The organism is Actinacidiphila glaucinigra (assembly GCF_035918135.1).
Lineage (GTDB): Bacteria > Actinomycetota > Actinomycetes > Streptomycetales > Streptomycetaceae > Actinacidiphila > Actinacidiphila glaucinigra.
Map to the genome: position 1 here is coordinate 9017821 of NZ_CP109144.1, position 20012 is coordinate 9037832.

Genomic DNA, 20012 nt, shown 5'->3' on the forward strand with positions numbered 1-20012 from the left:
CTCCTGGGCCGCTGTGGCGCGGGGCTTCGGCACGCTGGGGCCCTGACGTGGCTGTTCCCCGGTGCACCACGCCCCGCCCGCCGCCGCCCTTCCTGCCGGCCGGGAGGCGCTGCACGGGCCGCGCCGTCGCCGGGCCCGGGATCCACGCCTCATGGCCGGTCTCCACCTCGTGGATCTGCTGCCGGAACCGGCCCAGCTGCGTCCGCACGAACCGCCCGACCGCCGTGATCCGCTCGCGGTCCGGCGGCAACTCCCGGTGCGCGCCCGGCCGGGCGCTGCCCCGGGGCCCGATCGAGCTGCATGACCAAGTACTGCTCGAGCGCAGAGGCGTTCGAGGTCGGTGGGCAGGTCAGCGTGCACCCGGCCCGCCGTACGTGTCCCTACCGACAGATACGCTCCGGCCATGAGCATCGACTGGGGCGACGCCCCGGCCTGGGCGGCCATCCTCATCTCGGTCCTGGGAACCGCGTACGCCATCTTGGACGGCAGGCGCCGCGACCGAAACCAAGCGGCAGAGGCCGCCCAGCAGGCAACGCTGAACGAAGAGTCCGCGCAGATCAGCCAGCGGGCCGCCGAGGCCGCCGAACGCCGCGCGGCCGCGGCCGAGCGCCGGGCGGACGCCATCGAGGCGATCGTGCGTCAGATGGCCGTGCGGCCCGGCGGCGGGCACGAGACCCGGGACGGGCACGGCCGCCCCGGAGGCCGGCCCGGTGGCCGCCCTGGCGGCGGCATCCCCGGTGGCATCGTGGCCCCACCGCGGCGCACCCGTCCCGAAAGCCAGGAAGTCGCTTGGCAGGTCGAGCAGGTCAGGAGGTCGCTGTTCCGGCTCCGCAACACCGGCACAGGCACCGCGACAGGCGTCCGCATGGACCGCGCGCGGATGAACCGGATCGTGCGAAACGTGCCGGAGAACGCCGTCGTGCAGCCCGGCGAGGCCACGGAGTTCATCATGGTCGGCGCGGCCGGCAGCCCCGTCCCGGCGCAGGTCTGGGTGACCTGGGAAGGCCAGGACGAACCGGTGGCCGTGCCGGTCCCGGCCACCTGACCCCGGAACGCAAGAAAGCGGCCCCACCACCCTGACCAGGGCAGTGGGGCCGCGGACCACCCCCGCTTGCGCGGGAAGCACAGCTGGTACACGGCCGCGATGGCGTTGGGCCGCGGACCTTCACCGAGTGCGACTGGGACCTCATCAACAGTGCCTCACACCTAACCCCGAACCAGGTGGTGCCACGGAGCGCCGAGACCCAGCCGCAACTGATAGCGCATCCTGAAGGGGACGGCCCGCACAATCCGAGGGGCGGAGATTCCCGGGTAGGGAGCCTTGGCCGGGCCGCACAGGTGGAGGTCCGCGTGATGCTGGGCGAAGCGTGCCCCGCTCGGCGCCGGCGAGCCCAGTTCGTTACGTGCATGCGAATAGGGCATCAGCGGGCATCCAGGCGGACGATCCCCGGTCGCAGAGGGCCCGGACTTGGAAGCAGGCCCTGTAGACAATCGGCTGCGTCCGTACTTCGGTACCTGCGGCGCTCTCGCCGGCCGTTGCGGAGCGACCCGGCCGGCACGATGCCCTCGCGCATTCCGGGAGACATCGGTGGGACCTGCTGGGCTCCCCGGTGAGCGACATGACGCCCGTCAGGACGTGCTGCTCGTTGGTCGATGCATGTCAGCAGATGAAGGACGGGTTGCGTGTCAGGGCCGTTATTGGACGGGCGGTTAACGGACGCCGAGGATGTGAACAGTGCGGCTGAACCGCAACGGCTGATCAGCGGCTGAGTGCCAGCTCCGGCACCCGCGATAGCCGTACAAAACCCCGCCAACTCGCGGCGTGGTCATGTCACTTGACCGTCCCCATCGCAGGGCGGGAAGTTCACCTGCGACCGCGAGCATCTGCGGCCATGAGCAACCTCAGTCGCCGCATCTTCATCCTAGGCGGGCTCACCACCGCGAGCGTCGCAGCGCTCCAACTCGGGGCGATGGCGCAGCCGTCGGCCGCCGCCTCCGCTCCCTTCCCCTTCACGCTCGGTGTCGCCTCCGGCGAACCGGACGACAACAGCGTGGTTCTCTGGACGCGTCTGGCTCCCGCACCGACCAACGCGGACGGTCAGGGCGGCATGCCAAACGCCGACATCGCCGTCGACTGGCAGGTGTCGACCAACCAGAACTTCACCACCCTCGTGAGCTCCGGTACGTCCACCGCGCGCTACGCACAGGCCCACGCGGTGCACGTGCTGGCCGGTGGACTCGCCCCGGACTCGGAGTACTACTACCGGTTCCGGGCCCAGGGCTTCATCTCACCGGTGGGCCGGACCCGCACCGCGCCGGCTCCGAACACGGTCGGGCGAGACTTCACGATGGCCTTCGCCTCGTGCGCCCACTACGAGCAGGGCTACTACACCGCCTACCGACGCATGGCCGACGACCGCCCCGACCTGATCCTGCACCTGGGCGACTACATCTACGAGGGCGGCGCCACCTCCGGCGCCGTGCGCCAGCACCTCGGCAGCGAGATCGTGTCGCTGGCCGACTACCGCCGCCGCTACGCGCTCTACCGCAGCGACCCCGACCTGCAGGCCGCGCACGCGATCGCGCCGTGGCTGGTCGTGCCGGACGACCACGAGGTGGAGAACAACTACGCCAACACGGTCCGCGCCGACAGCAGCCCTGCGTTGACGGCGGCCCAGTGGACCGCGCGTCGCACCGCCGCGTACCAGGCATACTTCGAGAACATGCCGCTGCGGGCCGCCGCGACCCCCTCCGGCAACAGCATCCAGCTCTACCGCCGGGTCCGCTGGGGCACCCTCGCCACGTTCCACATGCTCGACACCCGCCAGTTCCGCGACGACCAGGCCTGCGGCGACGGGATGAAGGTCTGCGCCGACGCCGATCTGCCGGCCCGTTCGATCACCGGCGCGAACCAGGAGGCATGGTTGCTCGGCGGACTCGGCCAACACCTGAGCACCTGGGACCTCATAGGCCAGCAGGTCTTCTTCGCCCGCAACGTGAACTCGGCGGGTGCGATGAACATGGACGCCTGGGACGGGTACCGGGGCAGCCGGGCGCGGATCCAGCAGGGCATCATCGACCGCGGCGTACGCAACCCGGTCGTCCTCACCGGTGACGTGCACGCGTCGTGGGGCAACGACCTCAAGGCCGACTATGCCAATCCGTCGTCGGCGACGATCGGCTCCGAGCTCGTCTGCACCTCCATCACCAGCACCGGCAACGGAAGCGCCACCACGGCGATCCCCAACGGATCGCTCAACCCGCATCTGCGCTTCTACTCCGAACGGCGCGGCTACGTCCGCACGCACATCACGCCGTCGCAGCTCACAGCCGACTTCCGGTCGGTGGCGACGGTGACCGAACACGGCGCGCCGGCGACCACCGCCCGGACCTTTGTCATCCACGACGGAAGGCCGGGGTTGGCCGATGCGTAAGCTCTCCGTACTCGGCGCAGCCGTCGCCGGCCTGGTCGCCGCCCTCGCCATGGTCACCCCGGCCTCGGCGGCGGGTCCCTCGTCCTGGGTGACCGCGAACAGCGACTCCGCCGGCGACCAGGACACCGCCTCGATCGCGGCCAACCGCCTCGGCGACGTCGCGGTGGTGTGGGAGGACGACCGCGACTCGACCAACCCGAGCGACAACGCGCACAGCGACGTGTGGGTGCGGATGTACCGCAACGGCGTCTCGGCCTACGAGAAGAAGCTCTCGGCCGGCGGGACCGCGGGCGTGGCCTGGCGGCATCTCCAACCCGACGTGGGACTCGACGACCGGGGCAACGCCGTCGTCGTGTGGGCGGACGACCCGGACGGCAACGGGTTCTACAACATCACCTACCGTGTGCTCTCCCCGGCCGGGGCGCTCCTCGGCTCCGGCCAGTCCAACGCGAGCGCCGACGGCCAGCAGATCCATCCGCGCGTCGCGGTCGATCCGGACGGCGCGCCCAACAGCACCACGGCGGTCGCGTTCTCCGTGGTGTGGGAGGACATCCAGGGCACAGCGGCGGCGACGGTGAAGGCAGCCGGGTTCACCGGGACCACGACCAAGGCCTACGAGGTGACGGTCAACGCGGCCGGCGGCGCGCACCACAACCCCGACGTCGCGGCCTCCGCCTCGGGCGACGCCGTCGTCGTCTGGGACGAGGACACCGACAACAACGGCGCCTACCAGATCGGTCTGGTGAAGCTGGCCAAGGCGAACGGGGCGGTCGCACTCAGCCGCCGCAGTGCCAACAGCCTCGGCGACGGGCAGCAGCAGCGCCCGGCCGTGGCGGCCGACTTCAACGGCGACTTCGCCGTGGCTTGGGAATCCGATCACACCGGGACCCGTGGCGTCTGGGCCCGATCGTTCACCGCGACCGGCACCGCCGGCTCGGCCGAGGTCGAGGTCTCCAGCGGAGCCGGAGCGGGCAACCCCACCGTCGGCATCGACGACCAGCGCGACGCCGTGGTCGGCTGGAGCGTCGCCGGAACCGATCCAGCGGTCTGGGCCCGGGGCCTCAACCCCGACGGCACCTTCGCCGGCCGGCTGCCGGCCCAGTCCGTCAGCCAGGTCACGACCGGTCGGCAGGAGCAGCTCTCGCTGGCCTCCTCCCCGTTCGGCACACTCTCCATGTCGTACACCGATGACAACGACGGCAACACCTTCGACCAGGTCCTGCTGAGTCTGGGGGCGACCAACTCGGACTGGTGACGTCCTTTCGATCCGCGGACGTCCACCGGGCCACCCCGGGTGGGGTGATCCAGCAGTCGGCTCCGGAACCGCGCAAGAACGCGGTCCGCCGGCACCGCTGTCGGATCACCTCCGCGGGGCGGCCCGGAATCGGCCGTGCCCGTCGCGGCCTTCAGGAGTCAGCCGAGGCCCTCGTCGTCAAGCGCTCGGTTCGAGGCCTGCGTCTAAAGATGCCGACCAGGTCACGACTACACCCATCTGCGGCGATGGTTACGTGAGCGGGGCATCACGCACCGGATCGCCCGCAAGGCAGTGGAGTCCTCGCAACGACTGGGCCGTCACTGTTGGAGCGTAGAACGCACCATGGCCTGGCTCGCCGGCTGCAGCCGCCTCCACCGATGCTACGAACGCAAAGCCGACCACTTCCTCGCCTTCACTGGCATCGCCTGCACCCTCATCTGCTGCCGCAGGCTCTTCGGGTCACGTTCAAGTGCGTTCCACGGGCATGGAACGCCTTCGGCCCCCGCAGGTTGGCCGCCCAGTTGTCGTTTTGCGTGCGCTTCACCGGCCGCTCCTCCTCGGTGGCAGCGGCTGGGGAGAACGGGGTACAGCCGGAGGGGGGACGCAGCTGCCACGGTACGAGGCATGCGGGAGGTGGCTGATCATCGGCCTGGCCGTCGGGATGTGCCCGTCGGGCCCTTGACCGGGTGCCGCTTCGACGGAGGATGGGGGAAGAGAGCGGGTCTGCGTGGTGAAGTGTGGGCCTCTGATCACTCCGACAGCAGGGAGCTTTCCTTCCGATGACCACACTGCCCGCAGGCCCTGAGCGCAGCGGTCTCGAGACCGCCTCGGCGATGGATGTCTCGCCGTTCAAGCCTTCTCTCGTCAAAGCGGTGTTCAGGGACGTGACCCCGATGCACGTCTCTCGGTCGGCCGCGTGGGCCGCCGCGTCGGTGACGCGGACGGTGCTGACGGAGATTGTCGACGGCGCGAGGAGAGCGGCGGCGGAGGAGGCCCGGAAGAAACTGATTCCCGGGGACCTTCTCTCGGCGATCGACCGGAACATGGAGCTCGAGGTGGGGACCAAGTGGTACGACCACAGCCCGACGTTTCGAGGCCTGACCGGTGTCCTGTACGACGCCGAGGGCGCCATCGTGCCTTCTCGTAGGCGCAGCAGGTCGCGCAAACCGAGTGCTGTGGTCGGCGCCCACCGGTTCGAGGCCGGGGTCAAGAAGCTGCTGCGGAGCCAGAGGGCGACGGCTGTCCCGGCGATGGTCCGCGACCTGGACGGAATCGCGAGCGTGTTCCTGACGGACCTCGCCCGAGACGCGGCCATGGTCGTTCGCGAGGGCGGGGTCAAACGTTTCGGTACGGTCACCCCAGTGATGTCGGGCGAACCGGTCCCACCCCCGTTCGTCAAGGATTCCGACGGGGCCCTGTCAACCCGCAGGGGGGACGGGTGGACCATCGGCAGGGATGACATCCTGGCCGCCACCACGATTCAGTTGTCCGGCGGCAAGCTGAGGCAGCGAGCCGTCACCGAAGCACGCAAGGCGACACAGAACACTTCGGTCGGCTGAGCGGGTGCGACCAGCATCGCCGCCTGCACCTCATCCGCTACCGCAGACTCGACCAATGAGGCGGCCGCTTATGGGGAGTTGGCGGGCGGTCACCGCTGAGCGGTGGGTCCTGCACTCCGGGCCGGAAGGTGGTCGTGGGGGAGGGGGATAGTCGGCGGCCGGGATGAAACGCCGCAGCACGGCCTCGGCCTCATCTGCCTGCCCGTCGTCTTCGAGCGCCCCCATGTCCTCCTCCAGCTCCGTGATCGGCCGTTCTCCGACTGTCACCGCGATGAAGATGCTCGGCTCCTCCTGCGGCGCCGAGCGAGGGCGCCTCCTTGGTCCATACGCCGTTGCCCCAGGTGCGGTGGATGTGGCCGGTCACCGCACCGGTGTTGACGTGGACGGCGCCGTAGTAGTCGCCGCCCAGGCGGAGTACTTCCAGTTCGCTGGGTCCTGTACGAGGGCGGCTACCTGATCGGTCGGAACATCATCGCCGGACGTAAACCGCCGGCCACTCGGGGCCTTGGCGAACCTTAAGGAACCCGAGGCGTTGCCACCGCACGATGAGCCGGGAGAAGACCGGGACGTATTCCTCCTCACTCTGCGTATGGTTCGCCAGCATCTCCCAGAGGCGGGAACCCTCGCTGGCATTTACATAAAAGAGGTGCTCGTCGTCGGTCCACTCTTTCATCGTCTTTTCCTGGTGCGGCCAAGACTTCCGGCGCAAGCCGGACCCAACCCGTCTCAGTTTCCGTCTCATTCGCTGGCGTCCGGGCACATTCACCTGGGTGCGGCCGCAGGCACCAGCTACGCCGCACAGGCTCGGACGCAGGTGAACGCCATGGACGGGTCGCGGGCCTGGAGCAACAGACTGGGAAAGCGCGCACGCTGGCTCGTCGCAGCTACTCGCCGACCAACAGGGCGGTCAGACAGGCGCCATGGTCAATGGACCAATCACCTCCTGTCCAACCTGCTTCGCCAGCCACGGCGCGCGCTCCGCCTCGAATTGCTTGACGTGGACGAACACTGTGTGCAGGCCGCCAGGTTCGTCCAAGTAGAGATTGTGGGAATTGACGGTCAATGTCACGTACGCGCCGCGACTCCCGCCCGGGCCCAGACCGGCCTCCGGTGCCGCCGGCCATGCGTTGAAGTCCCAACGAACGATGGCTGGCGCGCTGCCTGCCGCGGCCAGAAAGACGTCCACCTCGCTAGGCTCCCGGCACCAGTCGGAGAGGTACACCGGCAAGTGGTCGGCTGCCACCAATTTCCCCTCGCCGGAGCGGACCGCCCGGCCAGGCCCATACGACCACCACTCCGCACCCGGCGCGATATGGAGGATTCTTGCCAGTTCCTGAGGCGTGTGAGCAATGGCCTCGAAGTCCACTTCCATGCCGACCGTATCGGCGAGCTCCAAGAGGTCCTGGACCACGCGGAGCGCCATAGAGAGGTCTTCGGTCCGCAGAATCGGCCGCGCGTACGAGTTGGACACCCGGGCAGTGTGCCAGGCGGGGTACAGAAGCGGCACGGGATATTGACTCCAGCCGTGCCCGATCAGGTGGTGAACCGCGGTCAACCAAGGTCGTCGACGAGCCCGGACGTGGCAGTATGGACAGCCCTTTTTTGCAGGTCAGAGGCAATCTGGGGGCCTTCCGAGCCCGGTGATTTCCGGGCTCATGGCTCGTCCCGCCGTCAGCAGCTTCAATGGCTTGAGGACCGGCCCGTCTGGGCAGTCGACTGCCGAAGCAGTTGCAGTCGGGGGATGCAGGCGTTCTACGGGTTTCTGACGGCAGAAGGTGACGCTAGCAGGACCGTACGCACGTGGCCCCTGCCGCGGTAGCAGGCGACCTACCCAAGCCCCTTCGTGGTAGCAACGTGGCAGCAGGCATGCAGCGACGAATGAACTCCTAAAGCGGGTGTCGCAGGTTCGAATCCTGCCTGGGGCACAAGGGAAAAGACCCCGGACCGATCAAGGTCTGGGGCCTTTGACATCCACTTTCGACATCAACGGCAGCGGTCGACGGCAGCTATCACGCTGGTCTTCCGCCTCTGGATGTGGTCTTTCCGCCTGCCGTGTCGTGCCCCAAAACCGCTTGCGACCGAGCTCTACCGACGTGACACGATGCCGGTCCGGCATGGTCGACAAGGGGGTGCGGACGTGACCAAGGACGAGGCCGTCAGGCAGCTGAAGATGCTCGCGCGGTCGCGTGCGTTCGGACGGCCCGTGGGCTCTGATCGGCTCATCGCAGCGGCTCTCGACGCCCTCCTGGCCGACGTGGACACGCCGTCCCTGCCACTCCTTGCCGGCCTCGGGCGGCGCGAGGAACCCGAAGCGCCCGAGCTGTTCGATCAGGTGATGGACGAGCTCGGCTTCGTCTTCGAACCACCGGCGGATCCGACTGCCGCTCGTTGGGAACTGGCCTACTGGCTTGCCGAGCAGATCGCCGATGGGTCGCTCGACCCCGCAACCGGCGCGGACATGATCTGGACCGAAGCAGCCAGTGAACTCCGGTATCCGCCTGAGTTGGAGCCCATCGTCTCGTGCGCCATCGCGCTCGACGACTGGAACGAGAACTGGTCAACCCCGTGGGAAGAGATCACCAGCGATGTCGTCCTCGCTGTTCACGAACTGCTGCGGAACCGAGCGTCGTCAGCCCCGAGGCACTGAGCCCGCGTCACAGGGTTGATCGCCTAAGGGCTGTCCCGTAATTATCGGCATCACCCCCTGAGGGGCTGTCACTTCCTGCGGTGAGGGGTCGACGAACGGTCGGGGAAGTCTAGGGCTAGATTCTTCGCATGCCTTCGCATCTCAGTCATGGTGCTTCCGGTGCTCTCCGACGCTTCGCTGGATGGCTTGCCCGGGGGTCGGTAGGTCACCCGTTGCTGGAAGGGGTCGACTACTGGGAGGAGTTGCGCGAGTCGCCCTCCCAGATGGAGATCTGTGTCGCGATCTTCGCGAATGTCCTCGAACTGGATGAGCAGGGAGAGCCGGTCAACGAGAAGCATGCGGAGCGCAGGGCTGCAGTCTGGCTCTACCGATACTGCACCGGGAGGCTACCCCTTGGGGAGCCGGACATCGAGCCGTGGGAATGCCAACTCTATTGACCGGTAAGGGCGAGGTTGTGCAGGCGGGCGATGCCGCGCATCGCGTGGTGCACGCCGTCTCCTCGTAGGCGGCAATCGCGCAGGATCTTCCAGGTCTTCATCCGAGCGAAGGCGTGCTCTACACGGGCGCGAACCTGCTTGTGGGACTTGTTGTGGGCCTGTTTCGAGTCGGGCAGATCCTCTCCCTTGCGGCGGCGGTGCGGCATCACGAGCCCGGTACCCGGGTAGCCGCCATCGGCGATCGTGATCGTGTTGCCGACGGCGGCCTTCGCGCCGGACTCCGCCCAGGCCCGGCAGTCGTTGCGATTGCCCGGCAGCGGCCGGCCGACCACCACGACCAGGCGGGTGTCGGCGTTGATGACCACTTGGGGTTGGTGGAATAGCGATAGTTTTTCGACTGCTCGGCCACCTTGTGGTCCCGGGTGGGCACCAGGGTGCCGTCCACGATCAGCACCGCGTCCCTGGCGAACCGCTGGCGAGGATGCAGCGCGAGCCTCGGGCCGAACTCGTCAATCACACGGTCCGCGGCTGACTTCGACACCCCGCACAGCAAGGCCAGTTGTCGCATCGTCAAGTTCGTCCGCCAGTACGTGGCGACCAGTAGCACTCGGTCCTCCAGCGACAGCTTCCACGGCCGGCCCCGGCCCGGGGAGTCGGCACCCTCACGACGCAGCGCGGTCACCAACTTGCCGAAGGCGCGCGGGCTCAGTCCGGTAAACGGGGCTATCCAGGACGGCTCGGACGCCGTGATCACACCTGACACGGTCAAGATCATCGCAAAGCTAGATCACTTACGGGACAGCCCTTAGGCAATGGTTGCTCTCGCCAAGAACGTGAGCACCTCAAGGCGCCGCTCCGACTGACGGCTCGACGGGCAGACTGTGCACATGCAGCTCCCCGGCGAGACCAACGTGCTGATCGAGGTCGTTAGGCGGTGAACAGAGGTCGCGACGCGAGCCGCAGCTCACTCATGACGCAGCCGTCCTCGCAGGTCAGGCCCACGAACCAGGCCAGGGGCCCGCTGATTCCCAAGCTCAGAGCGCGGCCCATCGGTCCATCGCAGCGGCGATCGTCGTCGGTCGGTGATTCGCGGCTCCTCACGGCAGAAGATGACGGCAACGGAGCGGTACACATGCGGACGTCGGCGGTGTTGCACAGTGCTGGATTGATTGCTGCCGGCCTCTTGTGGCAGAGGGCGAACCCGAGCGAACGAACTCCTAGAGCGGGTGTCGCAAGGGCACCTGGTCGGCAACGCCTGGGGCCGGGACGTCGTCCCGGCCCCAGGCGTTGCCGACTACTGATGCTGGTCGCGGTGGGTCAGTGGTGGCTGTGGCCGCCGTCACTACGACGGCGTTGGAGCGTGAACTTCTCGAAGACCGACAGCTCACCTGTGGGCGTGATGATGTTGTAGTAGGTGACGTGGATGCGGGTCATGTCACCGGGGTGACGGCCCGGGTCGACGGCGAACTCGGCGAAGCCGTACGGATGCTCCGCGTCACGGACGCCGACTCGAAGCACCGGCGGATCCGACTGCCGCTTGGCCTGCTGGTTTGCCGAGCAGATCGCCGATGGGTCGCTCGACCCCGCGACAGGCGCTGTCATGATCTGGACCGAGGCAGCCATGGAACTCGACTATCCGGCCGAGCTGGATGCCATCGTCAGGCGTGCCAGACAACTCGACGGCTGGGATGAGGACTGGGCGATCTCACAGGTGGAGACCACCACGGTCCAGCTGACTTTCAGTCCCAGGCGCGTACGCGCCAGGCGTAGGTGCAGCTGGTTGCCGCGGGGCCGGATCCGTCCTGTGTGACCCGGCCCGCGCGGAATCCGCGCTCCGGCAGGATAGGTGCATGCATCTCGATGTCCTGCGAATCCGTGACGACTTCCCCGCGCTGAGGGAAAAGGTGGCCCACTTCGACGGGCCGGGTGGCTCACAGGTGCCCCACCAGGTAGCCGAGGCGATGGCTGCGGTGATGTGCTCGGGCATCTCCAACCGGGGCGCGGTGACAGCCGCCGAGCGCCGTGCCGAGCACATCGTCAAGGAGGCGCGGCGGGCCATGGCGGACCTTCTCGGCTGCGAGCCGCGCGGCGTCGTCTTCACCCGGTCGGCGACGCAGGCGGCGTACGACGTCTCCCGTAGCCTGGCCCGGCAGTGGACAGCCGGTGACGAGGTGGTCGTCACCCGTCTGGACCACGATGCCAACATCCGGCCGTGGATCCAGGCCGCGGAATCCGCCGGTGCGGCGGTGCGGTGGGCCGCGTTCGATCCCAGGAGTGGTGAGTTGAGCGTCGACGCCCTGCGGGAACAGCTGTCCGGCCGGACGCGGCTGGTGGCGGTCACCGGGGCGTCGAACGTGCTGGGCACACGCCCCGACGTGGCGGCGATCGCCGCGGCCGTCCACGAGGTCGGAGCCCTGCTGTACGTGGACGGGGTGCACCTGACGCCGCACGCGCCGGTCGACCTGGCCACCCTGGGCGCCGACTTCTTCTCGTGCTCGCCCTACAAGTTCTTCGGCCCCCACCATGGTGTCGTGGTCGCCGATCCCGGACTGTGGGAGGAATTGCGACCGGACAAGCTGCTGCCCTCCACCGACGACGTGCCGGAACGCTTCGAACTGGGCACCCTGCCGTACGAGATGCTCGCCGGCACCACCGCGGCCGTGGACTACATCGCCTCACTGGAGTCCTCCGCGGGCGACCGGCGCAGCCGGGTGCTGGAGTCGATGCGAGCGGTCGAGGCATACGAGCAGAATCTGCTGGGGCGGCTGCTGGAGGGGCTGTCGGGCATCGGCGGGGTTCGGCTGCACGGCGCGCCGGCACGCCGTACGCCGACGGTGTATTTCTCCGTGGAGGGAGTGCCCGGCCGGGAGGTCTATGAGCGGCTGGCGCGGCGCGGTGTGAACGCCCCCGCGGGCAATTTCTACGCGCTGGAGGCATCGCGGCTGCTGGGGCTCGGCGACACCGGTGCGGTGCGTGCCGGGCTCGCCCCGTACGTCGACGGCGAGGACGTGCAGCGGCTGATCGACGGTGTCACGGAGGTGGCCAGGTGAACCGCGGAGTGCTGGTCACGGGCGCGTCCCGGGGCATTGGCCGAGCCGTCGCCGCGGCGCTCGCGCGGGCCGGCGACCAGGCCGCGGTGCACTGCAACAGGTCTGCACGGGAGGCCGAGCAGGTGGCTGCGTCCGGTATGACCCGCTCGGCCATCGACGGCCCGGTCGGTGCGAACGCGGCGGCCCTCCTTCGGGACCTCGATGAGGAACCACCTTCGCCCTGCGACCGCGGCGCGCTCGACTCCGCCGTCCCCGTGGACCCGACCACGTAGCGGCTTCAAGAAGTACTCCAGGTCTACGGCCCGATCATCAAGGAACTCATTCACGAGCAGTTCGGTGACGGCACCATGAGCGCCGTCAACTTCCGCTTGGACGTCCGGCGCTTCCCCGATTCGGCAGGCGACCGGGCGGTGGTCGTACTCGACGGCAAGTTCCTGCTGTACGAGTGGTCGGGCCGATCACCGAGGGCGGCCCGGCCTTCCCTGAACGGTGCCGGGACCGAGCACCCGCCTCCGGGGTGAGGCCCGGGCACGTGCCGTCATGTCCAGGTCCTGTACGGCCCGGGCAGGTGCGCCGTCACGGCGGCGCGTGGTACAGGTCGCCGGGTTAGACTCGCGCCTCGGACGCGGGAAGGAGCGGACACGTGAGCGCAGCACCCATACGGTTCGGCATCGTGGGCAGTGGCTGGCGGGCCGAGTTCTTCGCCCGGCTGGCGAGGGCGCTGCCCGAACGGCTGGCGGTGGCGGGCGTGGTGACGCGCTCGGCCGAACGAGCCGCCCAGGTGGAGGCGGAGTGGGGGGTGCCCGCCTTCCGGACGGTCGGTGAACTATGCGGCAGTGAACCGGAGTTCGTGATCCCGTCGGTGCCGTGGGAGGTTACGCCCCAGGTCGTACGGGAACTCGTCGAGCACGAGGTGCCGGTCCTCGCGGAGACACCGCCGGCGCCCGACGTAACCGGGCTTCGGAATTTGTGGGATGCCGTGGGAGGCGCGACGCGCGCCGGGGGCGGAGGACTCGTCCAGGTCGCGGAGCAGTACACACTGATGCCCGGCCACGCCGCTCGTATTGCCCTCGTACAACAAGGGGTGATCGGCGAGATTACGTCCGTCCAGGTGTCCTCGACCCACATGTACCACGCGATGTCGCTGATCCGGCACACGCTGGGTGTCGGTTTCGGGCCCGTGACGGTGACGGCCCGGGCCTTCACCGCGCCGCTCGCCGATCCGCTGTCCCCCGGCGGCTGGTCGGACGACCTCACGCCCAAGGACGCCGTCACCACTCTCGCTCTCCTGGACTTCGGCGGGGCCCGCACGGGCCTGTACGACTTCACGGACAACCAGTGGTGGAATCCGCTGCGCGCCCGCCGGATTGTGGTGCGCGGCTCGCTCGGCGAGATCGTGGACGACACGGTGGTGCGGATGGCCGATCCGCGCACGCCGGTGGAGTCCCCGCTGGTGCGTCGCCGCACCGGCACCGACCTCAACCTCGAAGGTGCGGAGGTGCACCACATCTCGTTCGACGGACGGGTTGTGTGGCGCAACGACTATCTGGGCGCGAGCCTGTCCGAGGACGACCTCGCCGTGGTGGACCTGCTGTGCCGCACGGGCGCATGGGTCCGGGACGCCGGCCCGGAACCGTATCCGCTGGCGGAGGGCTGCCAGGACCATCTGCTGGCGTTGGCCGTCGACGAGTCGGCGCTTACGGGGGCGCCGGTGACGACTGCGGTGGAGGCGTGGGCGGCCCGCTGATCCCGCCGGCCGCCCGGCTCCCTTCGTGCCCGCCCGCGGCGCACTGGCCGATGCCTCAGCCCGGCCGCCATGGGCAACGTCCACGGGACCCGAGCTCGCCGAAGTCTCGTGGCTGCTGAAGTTTGCCAGGCGACGAAGCTGGTGCCAGTGATCACGTGCGGACTGGGAACCAAGCCGTATCAGCGGGTACTGGAACCTCGGCCGCCGCGGCAGCTGCGGTGCAGACGGTCGGCCTGGTGGATTCCCCACGTGGGGTTTCGCAGAAGCTGATGCACGGAGAATCCCGAGCCGGGAGTTCTTAGAAGTCATCTCAATTGGCTGGTTCGGTAGTCTGCGGGTGTGGGGATTGTTGAGCGGCCGGTGCCGGATGAGTTGTGGGCCTTGTTTCAGCGGGTGGTGCCGCCTGCGCCGACGAGGCCGCAAGGTGGTGGCCGGCGGCGGCACGGGGATCGGGAAGTGCTGGCGGCGATCGTGTTCGTGGCGACGTCGGGGTGTACCTGGCAGCAGTTGCCCTCGCCGTCATTCGGGCCGTCGGGAGCGACGGCGCATCGCCGGTTCACGGAGTGGACCAAGGCTCGGGTGTGGGCGAAGCTGCACCGCCTGGTGCTCGACGAGCTCGGCGCACGCGGTGAGCTGGACTGGAGCCGGTGGAAGATCGACTCGGTGAACATGCGGGCCCTGAAAGGGGGGACCTGACAGGCCCGAATCCTGTCGACCGGGGCAAGAAAGGGTCGAAGATCCACTTGATCACTGAAGGCTCCGGTCTGCCCATCTCCATCGGGATCTCGGGAGCGAACACCCACGACAGCCAGGCCCTGATCCCCCTGATCCGCGGCATACCGCCGATCCGCTCCCGCCGCGGACCACGCCGACGCAAGCCCTCCAAGCTCTACGCGGACAAAGCCTACGACTACGCTCACCTGCGACGATGGGACCAGGCGCGAACACGTCATCGGTTCCGCCCGTGACAGACTGAGCCACTGGGCCTCTGCTTTCTCAGGAAGATCTTGGTCGATCCCCTGGATAGCAGAGGCCCCTCGCATCCCGCCCACGCTCGACACCGCCGCTGGGCTCTTAACTTCGTGGCATTGGTCGATCATCTGCCGGTGACAGTAGCCCTCCGGCTGCCCGCCCCTGCCCTCCAGCCATCCCGGCACGGGCAGCAGGTCCCGCACCACCGCCCACTCGGCGTCCGTCGGGTCCGACGGATAACGCCGTACACGGTGCGGACGATCGGCCGCGTTGCCGTACACGTGCGCGAGACAATCACACGGCAGAGTGGCTGAGTTGGACCCGGCCGACGCGAGGGCGTAGAACTGCGACAACAGGGCCTCCTGGGCGCTCGTTGGTCTCGACAACCCCGAGCTGCACAGGAGGCCCTGCTGTCATGCGTACTCGGCCGAAAGATCACCCACCCGGGAAGCCACACTCGAACCCACGCTCACCATGACCGGTAGAGCAACGGCTACTCAGCCCATGACCCCGGACGGAGGTGGTGGGCTGCGGGGACCCTCGCGCTCGTCAGTCATTGACCATCCCGCCCCAGCTGTCGGCCGAGCGGAGACCCGCGGGCCACGGCTCGCTCACCGGGCCGTCCAGCTCGACAGGGTGTACCCGGGTAGCGGCCCCGCGGGCGTACCCCACAAGGAGTTGGGTGCCGTCCTGCGGGCGCTGGACGAGGCGCGCAGCGCCCTGGAGATCCCGCTTCCCGCGAACACCCGGAAGCCGCCGAGATCACCCCCCACCCCGAGGACCGCAACGTCGTCATCCCGCACGACAGGCCCGCATCGTGAGCAACCAGTGGACCGGCGCGTTGGCCTCGGCGGTACGCCGCAGTGGGTATCCGCGCTGTGGCTGCGCCCCGGACAGGACCGGAGGAGGGGAGCGGCCGCTTGCCAGCACCCGGTCGTCGTCCTCCTACGCACCGGGAAACCTTCCTGGCCCTGCGCCCAGGGGGGCCGAGAAGGAACCCCCAGAGCGAACAGATTGCCGCCTGGGCCGTAACGGCGGCAGGGGCCCAGGCAGGGCGGACAGGACCCGTTCGCGACCCCGCGGGCCCAGAGCCGCGGGTGTGGCCATGCCTCGAAATTCCCGACTGGCGGCGTGAGCGCGACCGAACGATCGAGCGACGTGTCGTCGCGGGTGCTGAGGCCGTCACTGGCGAAACCGCCGCCGGCGCGGCCCCGAGGCTGCTTCCCGCGCCCGCATGGACGTGCGCTACCCGTTGCCTGGGAACGCCAAGTCCGCGCACGCGGGGCAGGAAATCCGTCGCGGGCGCACACCGACAACTAGAATCTCCTTGACAAAATTTTTTGTCGGAGGAATCCTGGGTACACGCCGGCGTCGAAGCCGAGAAGTCGATCCGGCTGGTGGCGAACTGCCGCCGGAGGGCGCCTGGGTGGGCCCCAAGCGATCGAAGACCCGACATGAGAGACCAAGGAGCCGTGATGCGCACTCTGATCAGCACCGCCTTCATTTCCCTCGACGGCGTCATGGAGGCCCCGGGTGGCGAACCCGGCTACCGGAACTCCGGATGGACCTTCAAGGACGTCGAGTTCGTCCCCGAGGCATACGAGATCAAGGGGCGCGAGCAGAGCGAGGCGGCCGCGATCCTGATGGGCCGGGTCAGCTACGAGGCGTTCAGCCCGGTGTGGCCGGACATGGTGGAGTTCGCCGAGTACAAGGCCATGCCGAAGTACGTGGTCTCGACCACCCTTGCCGAAGGCGACCTGGTCTCGAACTGGGGCGAGACCACGATCCTGCGCTCGCTCGACGAGGTCGCGGCCCTGAAGCGGACCGAGGGCGGGCCGATCATCGTCCACGGCAGCGCGTCCTTGAACCAGAGCCTCTCGGAGGCGGGCCTGATCGACCGCTACCACCTGCTGGTCTTCCCGCTGCTGCTCGGCGCGGGCAAGCGCCTCTTCAGCGCGACGGACAAGGACACGCAGAAGCTGAAGCTGGTCGAGCACGAGGTCTACGCGAACGGCCTGCAGAAGAACGTCTTTGACGTCGTCCGCTGACGCACGCGGGCGCCGCCTTTCGGGTCGCTGCTTGTCCCGACCGCCACTGACGCATCTCGACTCCGTTGGGTGGCGGCGCATCCGCGGACTCACGCCGATGGACATCCGTCGCACGGTCCCCGGTGATCACCTGCAACGCGCCGCCTACAGGCGGAGGCCGGTGAAGTCGAGGCGACAACACTACGCTGGCGCGCAGGGTTCGGATGCGGGCGAGAGACGGCCCTCGGCATGTGGGGGCATTTTCCGGGGGGTCGACATGTGCGAGGGCAGCGGCGAGGCCAGTGCTCCGATCGGAAACGATCACCGGCGTGGTGTGATGGCCGAGTGCCCACAGCGGTGGATGTCGCGCAGGTCGACGCAAGGTCGTGACGCGGCCTGTCAGTTCTCTGGTCTAGGATCACGAACTGCTTCTGTGTGGCCTCCGCCGGTGGGGGATCCGAGAGCATGACCGGGTGCGTTGGTGGATCTAGGCTCGCTGTCCCCGGGGCGGCCGCCATAATGGGTATGGCAGCCAGCTCGCAGCCTCCGGTGTCCGGGGCCGCAGACCCGTCCGGCGTGTACGCCGAGGATCTTGCGCTGTACCGGGAGAAATTCCGGCGGCGTCTTCCGGCGTCGCTGGACGAGTTGCACGGCCCCACCCGCGGGACCGTGGATTTGCCGCTGCACATCGCATGGTCAGGGATGACCTCCTACGACCTGGAAAAGCCCCGCCAGCGCATGGGTCTGTACCGCACCGTCCTGCACGAGGGGCTGCACGACGACTTGCCCCTCTATCTCAACAGGGATCTGCTCGTACAGCTGTGGCCGGTGCTGCGCACCCTCGTCGGACGCACCGTGCGGACCGTGTGGGAGGACACGTTCCCCCAGCTCGCCGCCCGCGCCCGAGCTGCCGCATGACGGACATGCCAGAGCTGCACAAGCGGCTCCTGGCTGACGTCATCACCCTTGGGTCCCCCTATCCTCTGGTCCTCACCGGCGGCTACGCGGTCCGGGCCCACCGTCTCGTCAACCGTCCCAGCCAGGATCTTGACGTCGCCAGAGCGCGGAGCCCATGGCCGACATCGCGGCCACGCTTCGTGCCGGCCTGGAAGCGTGCCATCGCCGCCTGCGAACCCGACCCGGCAACCGTGCTGACGCGCACGAGCGACCTGCTCGTCACGATGGACGCGGCGCGATTCGCCAGCTGCACCATGCTGTATATCGACCCGTGCGACGGACAGGTCACCGGCTCCAGCGCAGGCCATGTTCCGTTGCTGTACGTATGGGACGACGGCCGTCACAGGATCCGTGAATTGCCGGGCGGTCCGGTGCTCGGAGTCCTGGCCGACGCCAACTACCGCGGGGGGAGCTTCAGGCTGGACAAGAACGCCGCGCTGATCATGGTTACCGACGGCGTGGTCGAAGGCCCGAGTCTGCCCCTGGAAGCCGGGCTGGAGCGAGTGGCGACGCTTGCGGCGCAAGCCGCCCACGATGGGCTGAACACCGAGGAGACCGCTGATCGAATCCTCGACGCCATGGTTGCGGTGGACCACATCGACGACGCGGCTGTGCTGATCATCCGGCGCGCGTGACGGCGTCCGCGACTCCGCTCGACCTCCTTATAGCGCAAAGAGAAGGGCCCCGCCGTTCTCACGGCAGGGACCCGGCTCTCGGCCGAGGTACGTCAGGCGGGAGGGACGATTCTCGGGCCCATGCCTACGCTCCGCTGCCGGCCGACGACCGAGCGCATGGAGTTTGCCGTACTGTCGGCGGATCTTCCGTCCGTCCGATTGAGGGCAACTGGTCGACTTGGCCCGCGCGAGCGGCCTGCAGCGACCGGTGAGGGTGGCATCTTGCAGCAGCTGACCAAGCGCGCGTTCAGGGGCGTTCACCGGAGGTCTGATCGGGCTGCACAGGGGTGTGGCGGGCCTCTTTGAGTTCGACTTCGTAGAGATGGTCCCGGCCCTCGGCGAGCTCGTCGATCAGCTTGCGTTCCAGGTCTGCGAAGGGCCGGTAGTACGTCCGGTTGTACGCCTCGATGATCTGGAAGGTCCAGTGCCCCGGGATGACATTGCGGCCCAGGATCTCCCGTTCGACGGCGTCGGCGTGTGACGCGTGACCGGCTTCCCGCAGCAGTCGGACGGTGCGGTCGAGTTCGAGGTCGGCGGTTCCCGTCAGTTGGTGGAAGGCGTACAGGTGGCCGCGGGCGCGCTCGGTGGTCTCCAGGGCTTTGGACAGGGATCCCAGTGCTTCGACCGTCTCATTGCTGATCCCCGCCGGGCGCCGGTGAGCAGCGTCCGGTGGCTGCTGAGGTTCTTGGCTCACCCTTGTCCTATGCCACGCCGAGGTTCCGGCGTACCCTTTGTCACCCGCTGGAGCGCGGACCGGGGCGTCGGTCGCTGGGGGGATCGGGTCGCGAGAGTCGAGTGCCATCTTGGGCAGGCCGCACGCCGAGCCGGACAAGAACGCGGACGGGAGCAACAGCAACCGCTGGACCTGCCGCAGTGATCAGTGCGGCATTACCGGGCAGTCAATCAGAGCCGGGGTGGCAACGCGGGCACAGCGTCACCTCAGGCATACGCAGGGCGATCTCCACCTCGTGCCGGCTGATCCGGCCGCCGGCTGCGTCCGGGCAGTCGCCGCGGTGAACCACAGCGCCCAGGGTCCCACCTCTAGGCACATGTTGGATGCGGAAGCCGGCATCGCCGTCAATGGAGTGCTCCGGCTCTGGTGGCACAAGGGCGCCACCGCTGGTCGTCTGCTTCTCGCTCTCGCGGATCTTGGCGTCGACAGCGTCGAGCTGCAGCTGCAGGTAGAGGCGGATCACCTGTAGCCGATGCAGATCCGGAGGCAGATCACCCACATGATCGACTTTACGGCGATG

At 68.5% G+C, this 20012-nt stretch carries 18 protein-coding genes and 5 pseudogenes; 17 read left to right on the forward strand and 6 right to left on the reverse strand.

Annotated elements, in window-relative coordinates; genetic code table 11:
* Positions 1-403: 403 nt before the first annotated feature.
* From OIE69_RS40905 to OIE69_RS40925, 5 genes and pseudogenes are all read left to right on the forward strand, one after another.
* The gene (locus OIE69_RS40905) at positions 404-1045 is read left to right on the forward strand and encodes a hypothetical protein (RefSeq protein WP_326580521.1); all 642 of its coding nucleotides are present in this window, start codon (positions 404-406) and stop codon (positions 1043-1045) included.
* Between the two features lie 847 nt (positions 1046-1892).
* Entirely contained in the window at positions 1893-3434 is a 1542-nt protein-coding gene (locus OIE69_RS40910; protein WP_326580523.1) for an alkaline phosphatase D family protein, read from the forward strand.
* Positions 3427-4689: a hypothetical protein gene (locus tag OIE69_RS40915; RefSeq protein ID WP_326580525.1), complete on the forward strand. Its 1263-nt coding sequence runs from the start codon at positions 3427-3429 to the stop codon at positions 4687-4689. The genes OIE69_RS40910 and OIE69_RS40915 overlap by 8 nt, the downstream gene beginning before the upstream one ends.
* A gap of 252 nt (positions 4690-4941) precedes the next feature.
* Positions 4942-5130: pseudogene (locus OIE69_RS40920) on the forward strand (IS5/IS1182 family transposase); the annotation flags it as partial.
* 338 nt (positions 5131-5468) lie between these two features.
* Positions 5469-6248: a hypothetical protein gene (locus tag OIE69_RS40925; RefSeq protein ID WP_326580527.1), complete on the forward strand. Its 780-nt coding sequence runs from the start codon at positions 5469-5471 to the stop codon at positions 6246-6248.
* 469 nt (positions 6249-6717) lie between these two features.
* Here OIE69_RS40925 and OIE69_RS40930 read toward each other — a convergent pair whose 3' ends face one another.
* On the reverse strand, positions 6718-6921 hold the full coding sequence (locus OIE69_RS40930) for a hypothetical protein (RefSeq protein WP_326580529.1): 204 nt from the start codon (positions 6919-6921) through the stop codon (positions 6718-6720).
* A 234-nt stretch (positions 6922-7155) separates the two neighbouring features.
* A complete protein-coding gene (locus tag OIE69_RS40935; RefSeq protein WP_326580531.1) occupies positions 7156-7719 on the reverse strand; it encodes a hypothetical protein in 564 nt (187 codons plus the stop codon).
* A 666-nt stretch (positions 7720-8385) separates the two neighbouring features.
* On the opposite strand from OIE69_RS40935, the gene OIE69_RS40940 reads away from it, so the two are divergent.
* Entirely contained in the window at positions 8386-8895 is a 510-nt protein-coding gene (locus OIE69_RS40940) for a hypothetical protein (RefSeq protein ID WP_326575265.1), read from the forward strand.
* Positions 8896-9023: 128 nt separating this feature from the next.
* Positions 9024-9332, forward strand: a complete 309-nt coding sequence (locus OIE69_RS40945; RefSeq protein WP_326580533.1) for a DUF7677 family protein — start codon at positions 9024-9026, stop codon at positions 9330-9332.
* Here the strand turns inward: OIE69_RS40945 and OIE69_RS40950 are convergent.
* Positions 9326-10095, reverse strand: a pseudogene (locus OIE69_RS40950) (transposase). The gene OIE69_RS40945 and the pseudogene OIE69_RS40950 overlap by 7 nt on opposite strands.
* 554 nt (positions 10096-10649) lie before the next feature.
* A complete protein-coding gene (locus tag OIE69_RS40955) occupies positions 10650-10934 on the reverse strand; it encodes a hypothetical protein (protein WP_326580535.1) in 285 nt (94 codons plus the stop codon).
* Here OIE69_RS40955 and OIE69_RS40960 point away from each other — a divergent pair.
* From OIE69_RS40960 to OIE69_RS41005, 10 genes and pseudogenes are all read left to right on the forward strand, one after another.
* Complete coding sequence (locus tag OIE69_RS40960) at positions 10933-11142, forward strand: hypothetical protein (protein WP_326580537.1); 210 nt, start codon at positions 10933-10935, stop codon at positions 11140-11142. The two genes, OIE69_RS40955 and OIE69_RS40960, sit on opposite strands and share 2 nt — an antisense overlap.
* A 40-nt stretch (positions 11143-11182) precedes the next feature.
* Entirely contained in the window at positions 11183-12382 is a 1200-nt protein-coding gene (locus OIE69_RS40965) for a cysteine desulfurase-like protein (protein WP_326580539.1), read from the forward strand.
* Positions 12379-12654 carry an SDR family NAD(P)-dependent oxidoreductase gene (locus tag OIE69_RS40970; RefSeq protein WP_326580541.1) on the forward strand — a complete coding sequence of 92 codons (276 nt, stop codon included), beginning with the start codon at positions 12379-12381 and terminating at the stop codon, positions 12652-12654. The genes OIE69_RS40965 and OIE69_RS40970 overlap by 4 nt, the downstream gene beginning before the upstream one ends.
* Positions 12655-12666: 12 nt before the next feature.
* A pseudogene (locus OIE69_RS40975) lies at positions 12667-12903 on the forward strand (cyanase); the annotation flags it as partial.
* A gap of 122 nt (positions 12904-13025) precedes the next feature.
* Entirely contained in the window at positions 13026-14129 is a 1104-nt protein-coding gene (locus tag OIE69_RS40980) for a Gfo/Idh/MocA family protein (protein ID WP_326580543.1), read from the forward strand.
* 339 nt (positions 14130-14468) lie between these two features.
* Positions 14469-15073, forward strand: a pseudogene (locus tag OIE69_RS40985) (IS5 family transposase); the annotation flags it as partial.
* Between the two features lie 1503 nt (positions 15074-16576).
* Positions 16577-17149: a dihydrofolate reductase family protein gene (locus tag OIE69_RS40990; RefSeq protein ID WP_326580545.1), complete on the forward strand. Its 573-nt coding sequence runs from the start codon at positions 16577-16579 to the stop codon at positions 17147-17149.
* A gap of 504 nt (positions 17150-17653) precedes the next feature.
* Positions 17654-18046 (forward strand): hypothetical protein, encoded by a 393-nt coding sequence (locus OIE69_RS40995; RefSeq protein ID WP_326580548.1) that lies wholly within the window; start codon positions 17654-17656, stop codon positions 18044-18046.
* Positions 18043-18242: pseudogene (locus tag OIE69_RS41000) on the forward strand (hypothetical protein); the annotation flags it as partial. The gene OIE69_RS40995 and the pseudogene OIE69_RS41000, both read left to right, overlap by 4 nt.
* 34 nt (positions 18243-18276) lie before the next feature.
* On the forward strand, positions 18277-18720 hold the full coding sequence (locus OIE69_RS41005) for a PP2C family protein-serine/threonine phosphatase (protein WP_326580550.1): 444 nt from the start codon (positions 18277-18279) through the stop codon (positions 18718-18720).
* Positions 18721-19006: 286 nt separating this feature from the next.
* On the opposite strand, the gene OIE69_RS41010 is transcribed toward OIE69_RS41005, so the two are convergent.
* Positions 19007-19453: a hypothetical protein gene (locus tag OIE69_RS41010; RefSeq protein WP_326580552.1), complete on the reverse strand. Its 447-nt coding sequence runs from the start codon at positions 19451-19453 to the stop codon at positions 19007-19009.
* 205 nt (positions 19454-19658) lie between these two features.
* Positions 19659-19991: a DUF6233 domain-containing protein gene (locus OIE69_RS41015; protein ID WP_326580554.1), complete on the reverse strand. Its 333-nt coding sequence runs from the start codon at positions 19989-19991 to the stop codon at positions 19659-19661.
* Positions 19992-20012 lie beyond the last annotated feature (21 nt).